Raw genomic sequence first — 12,419 nt, 5'->3', positions numbered from 1 at the left:
CGCGCGCTCTCGCCCGCTCGGCAGGCCGCGGAGTTCAGCACTCCACGGAGATCAGATCCACCGCGAAGCAGCGCAGCGCGTGCAAGCTTCGGCGCTGCCAGAGGATCTCCGAGCGGGAGATGAAGTGGATGGAATACCGATGCTTTTCGGACACATCACGCGCATTGCCGATCCAGGTCACGAAGGATTTGAGGCACGACGAGTTCATGAACTCCAGCGCCCGCAGATCGACCCGCACCTGCTTCACCTCGGAGCGCTGGGCCTCCTCGTGCACACGGGAGAGCACCCGCTCGAGGGCTTCGCTCACCCGCATGTCGGCCGTCCCGGAGAGCCGCAGCTCCACCACCTCCCCGTGGCATGTCGCCTCCACGCTCAGATCGGGCACCTCCAGCGCGGGCAGCTCCAGCGCGCTCACGCCTGCCCCCTCGGCCCCACCTGGGTCCGCGCTTCGATGAGCACCCGGTCTCCCTCGACGCTGCAGCGCATACGCATCTCCCCTTCGGCCCGGACCCGCACGATCCCCAGCCCCGAGCCCGTGCGGCGCCGTGCACCGCGCTCCATCGCCACCTGGTACTGCGCACAGGGATCCGGGAACCGCTCCATCTCCTCGAACAATCCCCTCAGCGCCTCGATGTCACAGGTGGCTGCGCGGTTGCGCAACCGGATCGCGATCTCCCGCGTCCCCTCCGGTCCCGGCTCCACGTCGATCGACAGCTCCGTCGTGCCGTCCATCGAGTACTTCACGGCGTTCTCGAGCAGCTCGTGCGTCGCCAGGGCCACCCGGGCCACCGCGTCCGGATCGTCCAGCACGCCCACGTAGAAATCGGACACGAACCGCCGGACCACCTGGATGAGCGCCGCACTCGGTCGAAACTGAAGCTCGAACGCTGTCGTCACGGAGCCCCCCAGCGAGGGATCCTTCGTACCCCCGCGCGCTCGGGGCGAAAAGGGCGAAGCACGTCCTTGCGTCAGCACCGCTACGCCAGCCTCGTCTGAGGCGCCCGGTAGCGCAGCACCAGCAGGGTCACGTCGTCCTCGGGCGCCACCGCCCAGCTCGCCACCCCGAGCAGGATCTCGTCGCGGATCCGCTCCACGGTCTCCTTTCCGAACGACTCCACGGTCTTGGCCACCGGCTCCAGTCCGTACTGCCGCCCCTCCTCGTTCCGCGCCTCGGTGATCCCGTCGGTGTAGAGCACCATCACGTCGCCGTCCGCGAGCTGGACCCGCGAATCCACGACCACGGCGCCGATGTCTTCCATCGCGCCGACCCAGGGCCCTGGCGTCGGCACCAGCTCACACCGGCCCGTCTCCGCCCGGTACACCAGGATCTCCTCGTGGGCCCCAGCGAAGGTGAACAGCCCATCGCGCCGGTAGCGGAGCAGCGTGAGCGTCACGTGTTCGTCGTTGCCGAGCCGGTTGCGGATGTTGTCGTAGAGCACCCGGTTGACGGCGCGCAGCATCTCGCTCGGTGGCGACAGTGGCTGCTCGCGCGCCAGCGCGGACACCGCGCTCTGGAGCATGATCATCACCAGCCCCGAGCGCAGCCCGTGACCCGCCACGTCCCCCACCGCGATCCACGTCCCTCCCCGCACCGGGATCACGTCCATGTAGTCGCCGCCGACCTCGGCGGCGGTGATCATCTGCGCGGCCACCTCGAGCCCGTCGACGTCGAAGCAGCGCGGCAGGATCGACGTCTGGATCTGCGTGCTGATCTCCAGCTCTTGCTCCAGCCGCTCCTTGGCCACCAGCTCCTGCCGCGACACCTCCAGCTCGCCGGCCATCCGGTTCATGGCCTGGCCGAGCACCCGCACCTCCAGCGGCCCCGAGATCGAGGCCCGCGCCTCCAGCGCGCCGGCGGCGAGTCGACCGGCAAACTGCACCAGCGCGTCGATCGGCCGGGAGAGCCGCTGGGAGAGCAGCACGGCGAGCAACACGCCGGCCGCGAGCGAGAGCAGCGCGAAACCATAAAGCCGCCGGGTGATCTTCTCGGCCGGCGCGAGCGCCTGGTCGAGCGACCGCAGCACCACGAACCGCAAGGTCGCGCCGGGCGGAGCGCCGGGCAAGGGCGCCGACAGCGAAAGGTGGTGTGCCCCCTCGATCACCACCGCCGCGGGCACGTCGCCCCCCTCGGCGGGGACCTCGGAGAGAGCTGCTCCCAGCGCGCCGCGGTCCCCGTCACCGAGCCGCTGCGACACGGCGGCAGGGCGCCCGCCTTGCTCGACCACCACCTCGCAGCCAGTCACCCGCGCCACCGCCTCGGCCACACCATCGTCGAGCGGGTGACCGAGCACCACGAGGCCCACCGTCGTCGTCCCGAACGACAGCCGCCGCACCTCCACCTCGAACACGCGCCCCCCCTGCGTCCACACCCCCGTCGCCTCGCCGCGCGCGAGCGCCTCGGCGACGCCGGGCAACCCCCGCAGGTCGAATCCCTCCGCCTCTGGATCGAGCACGTCGGCGAGCAGCCTCCCCTCCCCGTCGGTGAGCAGGAACAGCTCGCTCCCCACCGCCTTGCGCAGCTCGTACGCCACCCCGAACGTCGTCTCGCGCGAGACCTCCTCGGTCGCCACCACCGCCTTGAGCCGCGGCTCCTCCGCGACCACCCGCGCCTCGGACCGACGCCGCGCGTCCCGCTGCGCCTTCAGCTCCAGGAAGGCGTCACGGCTGCGGGCGAGGTCCGCGGCGATCTCCTTGTGCGCCGATGCCCTGAGCACCATGGCCACGAGGCTCACCGTCCCGGCCAGGGAGCCCGCGATCAGCAGCACCACGCCGAGCAACAGCAGCGAACGGAACCTCATGGCGCGCGGCGGCTCCCCTGTCCGCGCCGCAGCGGCACCTTCGACTCCGCGAGCACCTGCTCCTCCACAGAGACCCCGAGCGCCGATGCGACCGCGGGCGACATCGCGCGCCACACCACCCGTGCCCGCGCCGAGACCGCGGCACCTCGGTCGAAGGTGAACACCTCGCGCCGCGTCTGGCCTGGCCCGATCCGGTTGTCCGACCCCTGCGCCTGCGCGGCGTAGAACGGCACTTCCCGCCCTGCCTCGTCCACCAGCACCCGCCCGAACACCCGCGCCGAGCGGGACAGCTTCTGCTCCGCGGCGTCGAGCAAGGTCAGCTCGAGCGCGAGCTGTCGCCCGGGGAAGCCCGTCGGCGCGGCGTGCGCCTCGTTCGTGTTGGTCAGGCTCACCTCCGCACGGAGCGCCTGCCCGTTCTCTTCCACCTGCATCGTCAACCGCACCGCACCCCGCCTCAACGCTCCACTCTCCCCGAGCAGCTCATGGCTGCCCACGGAAGCGCGCCGCGTCCAGCCCGTCGCGACCTCGCCGTGCACCGCCGGCATGTGACACCCCTGGCACGACTTCCCGGCGGCGGCCGCGGGGCTCGCCAGCCAGTCGTCGTACTCCTTCAGCACCGGCAACGGCTCTCCCGACGCCGCACGCGTCGACCACTGATGACAGCCAGCGCAGAGCTTCGACTCCTTGAACAGCGGCGAGCAGCCCGTCGTGTGGAAGTAGTGATCCTGCGCGTCACAGAGCGTCCCCCACCGCTTGTCCCCGCTGAGCAAGAGCGTCAGCTTGGCGCGCGTCGGCCCCAGCTCCACGTCCCGCAGCATGTGGCAGGCGTCGCAGGTGACCCCCTCCTCGGCGAGCATGTCGCCCGGGGGCAGGATGCTGCGCAAGGGCGCGTGACAAGGATCGCAGGCCACAGGCTCGCTCTTGCTGCGCATCGCCAGGTACAGCGCGCCCTGGTTGCTCCGCGCGTGACCCGAGCGCGACCATCCGCCGTGGATCGATCCGTGGCAGTCGCCGCACCGGCTCGCCAGGTGCGCCGGCCCGGGCTCCCCCACCACGACTGGCGCCCCCGCAGCGAGCGACGCCGAGGTCCGCACCGCCGCGACCTCCCCCGACGCCACCCGCGCCAGCCGCTCTGCCGTGGCCACCGCCGACACCGCAGGCGGTGCCTCGCCATCACAGCCGACGCTGGCAGCGCTGACGACGCTGACGGTACAGACGGCGAGGAGCCACGCTCCCGGCGCGCGCATACCCGCTACTTGTAGCGGCCGTATGGCGTCCCGTCCTTCCTCGGATGCCGCGAAGGCGGCCTGCCCTCGACCACCGAGAGCGAGAGCGTCGACACGCCCCCGGCGTCGACCTTCACCTCACCGCGTCGCTCGTCGCCGCCCGCGTGCCACGCCACCACCGGGTAGGTCCCCGTCGGCACGTCCTTGATCCGGAACGACCCGTCGGCGCCCGTCACCGCATAGAATCCCGTGTCGAGCACCTTGATCCGCGCCTGCATCTGCGGGTGGATGTTGCAGTACACGTCGACCACGCCCGGGTTCTTCAGCGTCACCGACTTGCTCGTCCCGCTCTTGTAAAGACCCAGATCGAACCGCGCCGCCTTCGACACCGAGAACACGTTGTGGAACACCTTGTCCTCGTTGGGGAACTCCACCGTGGTCCCGGTCGTCACCACCATCACCCCCGGGGTGAACGTCAGGTCTCTCTGGCGGATTGCCCGGCTCTGCCCTGCCGGGAGCGGACCTGGGGCTCCCTCCAGGTAGACCACCACCCCTGCGCGATCGGCCTTCGGCGCGTCGTCCTTCAGCACCGACACCGTCCCCTCGACGGTCCCCGTCGGCTTCGCGGCGTCGGCGGCGGCCCGCACGGCCGGGGACGCGCTCGACAGCGCGACGAACAACCCCGTGACGAGTGCCGCCGTGACGTGCCTCTCCCGCATCGCTCCTCCGCTCAGTATTTCACGAGCAGCGAGCTCGTGAGCACATCATTCGGAAACTGGGGCGCGGGGCCCAGCTCCAGGTTGAAGGTGTACTCCGCCTTGACGATCACCCGCTCGCCGATCTCGAACCGCGCCCCGCCGGTCGCCCGCATCACCTGCGAGAGATAGACGAAGCTCTCTCCGCTCCGGTGCAGCGCGTCGCGCCAGTCGACACGCGCGTACGGCGTCATCCAGTTGAACAGGCGGTACCCGAGCAGCCCGTACGCGCCCTTGTATTTCAGGCACGGGCTGAGCCCGCACGCGGCAGCCCCCGCCTCCGAGCGCCCTTGCACCTCGCCCATCACGAACTCCGCCGTGAAGTCCACGTCGTGCCAGTCGAGGTGCAGGTCCACCCCGTAGTGGAACTGGTGTACCGCGTCGTCGGGCTGCTGATCCGCCGCGCCGAACGCGCCGCTCACCCCGACCTCCAGCCCGGCGCCCAGGGGCGCCTTCGACGAGATCCTCCCGGCCAGCGTCTTGAACACGTTCGAGTCCACCTCGTCATGGAACGGGAACATCTCGACGCCATGGCTCCCGTTCGTCACGGCGACGTTCACCGTCAGCACGTCGTCCAGGAACGTCCCCCGCGCCTTGAGCCCCACCGGCGCGCCACAGGTGTAGCGGCACACGAGCGAAGGGGTCACGTTCAGCCGGTCCGGCGCCTCCCGCATCCGGTACTCGTACCCCAGCACCGAGTCGAACTTCCCCGCGTACAGGCTCAGCGAGAAGCGCTCCACCGGCACGATGAACTCCGCAAACGCGAGCTTCACGTCGATGAAGTCCCCGAGCGCCGTGCCACCCGAGACCGACACGTTGCGCCCCCTGGGCACGAGGTCCACCGACCCCGTGAGCGAGAGGTGCTCCCCGAATCCGGCGAACAGCCCGAGGTTCAGCGCGTTCACCAGGAACGACGGCTTGCCGCCGCTGTTCACCGGATCGAACACCACCGCGCGCGAGTCGCCGGTGTCGGCCGGCTCGCCGCGGGCGTTGATCGCGGTCGACAGCGGATCGCCGTAGAACACCCACGAGTCCGGCACCCGGCCCGTGTAGCTCGGGAAGTAGCGGTGCCCGAGATCGGCGCGGATGCCCGAGCCGTTGCCTTGCACGTAGAAGAAGCCCGTGTCGAGGTAGCCGTTCAGCCGCCCCGCCAGCGGCAGGAGGCGCGTCACCACCTGGTCGAGGAAGCCTTGCTCGTCCTCGAGCTGCGCGAGCTTCTTGCGCAGCTGCGCGTTGTCGCGCTCCAGCGCGCGCAGCCGCTGTTCATTCTCGTCGTTCCGCGCTTGCGCCTCGCGCAGCCGCTCGCTGTCGCGCTCCAGCGCACGCAGCCGCGGCTCGACGTCGTCGGTCGTCTGCGCCCAGGACACGCCCGAGGCGGACACGCCCGAGACGAAGGTGGACGCGAGGCAAGCGATGGAGACGACGCGGCAGTGGACCATCGAGCGCGCAGCGTTACGTCACTTCGCCGAGGTGTCCTCGCGAAGCGCCACGGGGACCGGCGCTCCGGTGAGCGTCTCGAGGAACGCCACGATGTCGTCGATCTCCTGCTCGGTGAGGTTGAGCGGCTTCACCTTGTCGCTCTTCGCGCCCACGAAGCCCGCTTCGTGCCCGCCCTCGTTGTAGAACGCGACCACGTCGCGCAAGGTCTGGAGCTGCCCCGTGTGCATGTACGGCCCCGTCTCGGCGACGCTTCTGAGCCCCTTCGTCCTCCAGGCGCCACGCAGCTCGGGGCTGACCGAGAGATCATCGAGCCGCCCCGTGCTTCGATCGTCACTGTACGGCCCACTCGAATTGAACGGGTTCTCCAGGAGCGCGCGCACCGCGGCCTCGCGCCCCGTCTCCTTGGGATTGATGTTCGGCCCCACGGGGGCGAGCCCGTTGACGTGGAACGCGTCGTCGCTGAAGTGGGGCCCCGCGTGGCACGCCACGCACCCCGCCTTGCCCACGAACAACCGCAGCCCACGCCGCGCGCTCTCGCCGATGGCGTCATGGTCGCCTTCGACGTAGCGATCGAACGGCGCGTCCCGGCTCACGAGCAGCCGCAGGTAAGCTCCCAGCGCCTTGCCGAAGTTCGCGTAGATCACGTTCACGATCTGCCGGTCCGGCTCGGTCATCTCCTTCCAGGCGTCCTCGCCGGGCTTGCCCTTCGCCGGGAAGCGGTAGTGGTTCTCGTCCTTCGCATCGAGCGACGGGTCGAGGGCAGTATCGAAGATCGCGTCGTACTCGTCGCGGTACTTGTCCCAGAGCACGTGCGCCACCTGGAGGCGGGTGCCGTTCATCGCGATGTCGAGCTCCGGATCCACCAGCGCGTCGGCCCAGAGCGAGTCGCTCACGCCGTCGTTCTCGATCCATGGATCGTAGAACGCGGCGTTGATCACCGTGTTGGCGTTGCGCGGGATCCAGTCTGTCCCGAGCGAGGCGTTGTTCGGGTGCGAGCGGTGATCGATGAGCCAGGTGCCGTGATGGCAGCTCGCGCAGGCCACGCGCCCCGACTGCCCTTTCGTCCCGAGCCCGCCCTTCGTCTCTGGAGCGCCCAGCTTGAGCGGACCCGAGTAGCCCTTCTCGAAGAAGAGCCGCTGCCCCAGCGCCGCCGCCCTCGGATCGTCGGCGTAGCGGTTCGTCGTGTCCTCCGGCACATCCGGCAAGGGAGAGAGGGTCTGTACCTTCTCCCACTCGACGGGCGTGAAGAACTCGTCGACCAGCGTCTCGTCAACGCTGCAACCGGAAGCCCCGAACGCGAGAAGCGCGAAACTCCAACTGGCCAGCCGCATAAGACCCCGAATCCGACCCCCTGATTGCATCTCAGTTGGTGCGCCGGCGAAAGAGGGTTTTTCCGGAACAGGGCTACCTGCGTTTCCTGTCACGAGATGTTTGACGGACGAAACCCGGCCTGGATGTCAATTTGCGGATCGGACGTTGCCCAAAGACCGGCTCGCTCGTCACGACCCCCCGGACACGACATCGGACGCACACCGGCTCCTGCGCCCTCCACCGCACACGGACCTGGCGCGTTCCGTGTCCGTCGCACCTGGCGCGAATGTCCGTCGCACCTGGCGCGAATGTCCGTCGCACCTGGCGCGAATGTCCGTCGCACCTGTCTTGCACACCACCTCGTGGCCTTGACGGCCCGCGTCGCGCGCACATGACGTCGCGACGGCAACGCGACGTCTTCACGAGCAGCGGGTGGTTTCCAGCAGACGCGGTGCCTTGCATGCACCACAATGGATGCGCTCGTGAGATCGGTGACCCTCCCGCCTGCGATCGTGGCTCGGTTCCGCAGCCTGTCGCTCGAACGACTGGAGCGCATCGAAGCGGAGTGGACGGCCGTGCTCGCGGGGGACCACGAGCGCGCCGCCGAGGTTCACAACGACCTGCACACGCTCAAGGGCGACGCGCGCGTCGTCGGCTTCAGCGACATCCACCTCCTCGCGCACAAACTCGAAGAGCTGCTCGTCGCGGCCGAGCACCGCCAGTTCCGGATGCCGGAAGAGTTCGACCTGGTGATGACCATGGCGATCCGGCTCATGGTCATGCTGCTCCGCACCCGGGATGGCGTCTCGCTCGGCGGCATCGACGTCGATGGGTTCGTACAGCAGATCGACGAGCTGGTCGCCGACAGCCAGGTCCGCTCCGTCGAGAGCACCGATCAGCCGCCCGTCTCGCGGCGCGCCCCGCTCACCATCGAGCCGCTCGATCGCGTCGCACCTGCGACCCAGCAGGGCCTCGCGGCTGCCGCGACCGACGTGTACCTGGAGCACCTGCGCGCCTCGGGCGCCGCGAGGGCGCGGCTGCTCTCGTCGTGGCGCGCGCTCAGCCGGCAGATCTCCGACCTCTACGCGGCCCCCATTGCGCCCCGCGTCGCGCGGCACCAGCACGCCACGCTGAAGCTCGCGCGCGACCTCGGCAAGGAGACGGCCGTGGAGGTCATCGCCGGCGACGTCCGGGTGCGCGCCGACGCCGCCGACGCGCTGGAGACCGCGCTCCTCCACCTGCTGAACAACGCCATCGATCACGGCATCGAGGCCCCCTCCGAGCGCATCCGCCTCGACAAGCCGCCCGTGGGGCGCATCCGCGTCCAGGTCCGGATGATCGACGGAGGGGGTGAGGTCGAGGTCGACGACGACGGGCGCGGGGTCGATCTCGACGCCGTGCGCGCGCAGGCCGTGGAGCGCGGCTTCCTCACACGCGAAGCCGCCGAGAGCGCCACGGAGCGCGAGCTGACCGACCTCGTGCTCCAGCCGGGCTTCAGCACCCGCACGCGGGTCAGCGACATCTCGGGGCGCGGCGTCGGCCTCGACGCCGTGCGCAGCGCCCTCGCCCGCGTCGGCGGTCGGCTCCTCCTCTCCACGCACCCCGGCCATGGCACCACGGTGACCGCGCGTGTGCCCCAGGCCAGCCGCCGCCTCCGCGTGATCTGCTTCCCCGCGTGCGGCACGGACCTCACCTTCGCCGTCCCCGCGACCTTCGACGTCACCCCCCTCGACGAGGACACCCCCTCGGCCCTCGACCCCTTGGCCCTGCTCGAGATCGATCCGGGGAGCCGCCGCGGCTGCCGCCTCGCCCTCGAAATCCAGCGGGATCAGTTCCTCGTCCGCCTGCGCGTGGGCGGCCTGCCCTTCCGTCGCACCGCCGAGCGGCTCTGTCCGACACCGGACCACCACCCGGTCGAGGTGGTGCTCCTCGGAGATGACGAGGCGATCCTCCTCCGCCCCGAAGCGCTGCTCGCCGCGGCCAAGCGCGCCTGATCCCACAGCAGGATGTCCCCTGGTCCCGATGCGGACCTGGGCGATGGCGCATCCCGCAGGCCCTATTCCGCCCTTGCTGAAAGCCATCACCTCGCCGAGGTGGACCTGGTCTCAGCGCTTTTTTTTTCGGCGAGTCCGCCTCGTGACCGGGAGCAAGCGACGAACGACGGGGGAAGGTTCACTCCCGGACCTGTCGACGGACAGCGTCACCGCGACCTCGTCTCGCGAAAAGGCCAACGGATGCCAGCGCGCAGGCCAGGGTCACCCCGGGACGGGGCCAGGAACCCCACCGAAGGGAGGTGGATCAGAGCGCATCCAGGAGGGCGAGGCTGGCCGACGTGTCCAGGGATCGACCTTACCCTAGGTGGCGTCGACCGCTGACGGCATCCATGAGAGCGGAACATGGTCCCGTCGTCCGCTGACGACACCATGGTTTCGCGAAACAAGGCCCCGTCGTCCGCTCACGGGACCTGTGCACGCGCGAGACATGGTCCCGTCGTCCGCTCACGGGACCTGTGCACGCCGCTGCTGGTGGAATTTCTCCCCCGAACGACCTGCTCCACGCCATTCAGCGCCATTCAGGACGGAATTTGCGCCGTGGTGCAGGCCGCTGGATCCAGCGCCGTCTGCACGAGACGGAATGTGGACTTCGGTCATCCAGCCCCTCTCGCGCTCACCCCGCCACGCGGAATCGTGCGCGCGACGCTTTGGCGAGGGGCGACAGTGAGGCACTTCGCAGGTGTGCCCGCAAATTTAGATCGCGCGGTCGGGCACCGGACGGTCGGTGCCCTCCTTCATTCACTCAGTAGGGCCAAGATGACCACTGCGGCCACGATGACCATCACGACCACTGCGTCCATTGCGGCTGCTCACTGCGGCGGGGGGATCGGCGGGATCTTGAACACGTCCCAGGCCGGGGTGTGGTTGCTCTCGTTCTCGGGCTGGTTCCACAGGTACACCGAGGTGTAGGTCTGCACGTTGCTGCCCTCGACCACCACACCGGTCATGTAGAGCTGCGGCGTCGTGCCGTTGCCGCGCTTCGACGAGTAGACCAGCCAGTAGTACGTGCGCCCGTTCACGGTCGTCGCCTCGGGCGCCCACTTCGGCCAGCTGTTGGTGACGCCCGGGCTGGTGCGCCCCGTGCAGGCCACCGGATCGTTCGCGGCGAGCCGGACGGCATCACCGCCCTGGGCCGGGATCACGAACAGCTCCGCCAGCGGCTGGTCGTACATGTTCGGACCGACGGGGAAGCGGTTGAAGGCGAGCAAGGCATCGTCCGACGAGAACGCCGGGTAGTACTCGGCGAAGTCGCTGGACGAGGCGCCAGGGATCGGGGTCGCAGCGCCTCCTTGCCGGCCGTTGTAGGGCACGGCGTAGAGATCGGCCGGGCCAGCGTCGAGCCTTCCCGTGGTCTGCGAGGTGTTGGACACGTAGACCACCGTCTGCCCGTCGTGGCTCCAGGTCGGTGAGCCCACGCCGCGCGGGTCTCCTTCGCGGGCGATGAAGCCGTGCGCGACGCCTTCGCCGCTCGCCTGCGCCTCCAGGTCGACCCAGATCAGGTTGGAGTTCGCGCCGACGCCGAGGGGCGCCACCATGATCCGGTCGCCGTTCTGCCAGTGCGCCTTGGAGTACGAGTGGATGCCGATCTCGGAGAAGCCGGTGAGCGCGGCGACGCCCCCGGGGCCCATGAAGGGGGGCTGGGCGCCGGCCGTCATGCCCTCGATGGAGGCGAGCACGTTGCTCCAGGGCGCCTGCGCCGTGAAGCCGACGAACTTCCCGTCCGGCGTCGAGGTGTGGCAGCCGATGCACGTCACCTGCGCGCCGTTCACGGTGGTCATCTGCACCTGGGGAGGGGTCAGCGTGACGGCCACCGACTCGTCGCCGACCTGGAAGCCTTTGAGGGCCGAGCCGCCGGTCGTCGTCCAGTAGACGACGGCGCCCTCGGCCTGGGTGGGCGCGACGTGGAACTCACCCGTGGTGCCCGTCTTCGGTGGGCTGGAGAGGCCGTTGCCGTCGAAGACCGCGGCGCGGACGGTCATCGTGACCGAGATGGGCGCGCCCGATGCGCGGGCAGCCAGCGCCTCCCACATCGGCTTGGGCATCGTCCAGGAGGGGTCGCCCGTGTACACGAGCAGGTCGTGTTCCTCGCCCGCCGTGTGGAGGCGGATCTCGAAGAGGTTCTGCTCCGACTCCGCGGGGTTGTAGCGGAAGCGCGGTCGCAGCCAGTTGCGCGGGAAGAGCGAGCCGACCTCGGGCTCGAACAGGCACGGGCCGCCCGCGTTTTCTCCCGGGTCGGCGAACAGCTCCGGCGCGTTCGCGGGCGCCGAGTCCTCCACCACCGGGTCCTTCGGGAAGGCGGGGACGAACGACGTCCCTCCGACACCCGAGAGCAGATCGCCGCCGGTCCCGGTGCCCGAGCCTGCGCCGGCGCCGCCTGCGCCTCCGGTGTTCGTGCCTGTTCCTCCCGGGTCGCCCGAGCTGGACGAGTTGCCGCTGCCGCAGGCGGCGACCGCGATCACCGGCGCCGTGCAGGCGGCGAGCAAGAGAAGGGTCATCCGATGTGAGCTGGCCATGAAGAACCTCTCATGGGCTGAATGAAGCCAAGTGGGTGCACGGTGAGCGTGCGGGAGTGGTCCTGGAGGGTCAAGCCTCGCAGTCGCCCGAGAGGCCGAGGCCTGCTCGATGGGATCAGCGGCTCGGTCGAGTGGTCACGGTCGAGGGATCAGGGGCTCGGTCGAGCGGTCACGGTCGAGAATGACACCCTGAGTGGAGCGCTCGCCCAGATCCTGGCAGTTCGGCCACGTCCATCGAGGCGTCGATGTGCCGCCAGGTTGCACACTCGCCGACCTGTCGACATGGTTCTCCAGGTAGCGGGGGCGCAGCCGGACAACGCGG

General features: G+C 69.8%; 9 protein-coding genes. 1 reads left to right on the top strand and 8 read right to left on the bottom strand.

Annotation, left to right across the window (positions count from 1 at the left end):
- Positions 1-34: 34 nt before the first annotated feature.
- The 7 genes from CMC5_RS04960 to CMC5_RS04930 form a co-directional block, all read right to left on the bottom strand.
- Positions 35-415 carry an STAS domain-containing protein gene (locus CMC5_RS04960; RefSeq protein WP_050429340.1) on the bottom strand — a complete coding sequence of 127 codons (381 nt, stop codon included), beginning with the start codon at positions 413-415 and terminating at the stop codon, positions 35-37.
- Positions 412-897 carry an ATP-binding protein gene (locus CMC5_RS04955; RefSeq protein ID WP_156338216.1) on the bottom strand — a complete coding sequence of 162 codons (486 nt, stop codon included), beginning with the start codon at positions 895-897 and terminating at the stop codon, positions 412-414. The genes CMC5_RS04960 and CMC5_RS04955 overlap by 4 nt, the downstream gene beginning before the upstream one ends.
- Positions 898-977: 80 nt before the next feature.
- A complete protein-coding gene (locus CMC5_RS04950) occupies positions 978-2,798 on the bottom strand; it encodes a PP2C family protein-serine/threonine phosphatase (protein ID WP_050429338.1) in 1,821 nt (606 codons plus the stop codon).
- Entirely contained in the window at positions 2,795-4,045 is a 1,251-nt protein-coding gene (locus CMC5_RS04945; RefSeq protein WP_050429337.1) for a hypothetical protein, read from the bottom strand. The genes CMC5_RS04950 and CMC5_RS04945 overlap by 4 nt, the downstream gene beginning before the upstream one ends.
- A gap of 5 nt (positions 4,046-4,050) precedes the next feature.
- A complete protein-coding gene (locus CMC5_RS04940) occupies positions 4,051-4,743 on the bottom strand; it encodes a carboxypeptidase regulatory-like domain-containing protein (protein WP_050429336.1) in 693 nt (230 codons plus the stop codon).
- An 11-nt stretch (positions 4,744-4,754) separates the two neighbouring features.
- The gene (locus CMC5_RS04935; RefSeq protein WP_050429335.1) at positions 4,755-6,218 is read right to left on the bottom strand and encodes an outer membrane beta-barrel protein; all 1,464 of its coding nucleotides are present in this window, start codon (positions 6,216-6,218) and stop codon (positions 4,755-4,757) included.
- A gap of 18 nt (positions 6,219-6,236) precedes the next feature.
- Entirely contained in the window at positions 6,237-7,550 is a 1,314-nt protein-coding gene (locus tag CMC5_RS04930; protein ID WP_050429334.1) for a cytochrome-c peroxidase, read from the bottom strand.
- Positions 7,551-8,012: 462 nt separating this feature from the next.
- Between CMC5_RS04930 and CMC5_RS04925 the strand changes: the two genes are divergently transcribed.
- Positions 8,013-9,524 (top strand): ATP-binding protein, encoded by a 1,512-nt coding sequence (locus CMC5_RS04925; RefSeq protein WP_169796458.1) that lies wholly within the window; start codon positions 8,013-8,015, stop codon positions 9,522-9,524.
- An 869-nt stretch (positions 9,525-10,393) separates the two neighbouring features.
- Here the strand turns inward: CMC5_RS04925 and CMC5_RS04920 are convergent.
- Positions 10,394-12,097: a TolB family protein gene (locus tag CMC5_RS04920; RefSeq protein WP_082362245.1), complete on the bottom strand. Its 1,704-nt coding sequence runs from the start codon at positions 12,095-12,097 to the stop codon at positions 10,394-10,396.
- Positions 12,098-12,419 lie beyond the last annotated feature (322 nt).

This window comes from Chondromyces crocatus, assembly GCF_001189295.1.
GTDB classification, from domain to species: domain Bacteria; phylum Myxococcota_A; class Polyangia; order Polyangiales; family Polyangiaceae; genus Chondromyces; species Chondromyces crocatus.
This window is presented reverse-complemented; position numbering and strand designations above follow the sequence as displayed.

Excerpts from the sequence above, each read along its gene's own strand:
- CMC5_RS04945 (WP_050429337.1), bottom strand. The coding sequence starts at position 4,045 with ATGCGCGCGCCGGGAGCGTGGCTCCTCGCCGTCTGTACCGTCAGCGTC.
- CMC5_RS04950 (WP_050429338.1), bottom strand. The coding sequence starts at position 2,798 with ATGAGGTTCCGTTCGCTGCTGTTGCTCGGCGTGGTGCTGCTGATCGCG.
- CMC5_RS04940 (WP_050429336.1), bottom strand. The coding sequence starts at position 4,743 with ATGCGGGAGAGGCACGTCACGGCGGCACTCGTCACGGGGTTGTTCGTC.
- CMC5_RS04930 (WP_050429334.1), bottom strand. The coding sequence starts at position 7,550 with ATGCGGCTGGCCAGTTGGAGTTTCGCGCTTCTCGCGTTCGGGGCTTCC.
- CMC5_RS04920 (WP_082362245.1), bottom strand. The coding sequence starts at position 12,097 with ATGGCCAGCTCACATCGGATGACCCTTCTCTTGCTCGCCGCCTGCACG.
- CMC5_RS04935 (WP_050429335.1), bottom strand. The coding sequence starts at position 6,218 with ATGGTCCACTGCCGCGTCGTCTCCATCGCTTGCCTCGCGTCCACCTTC.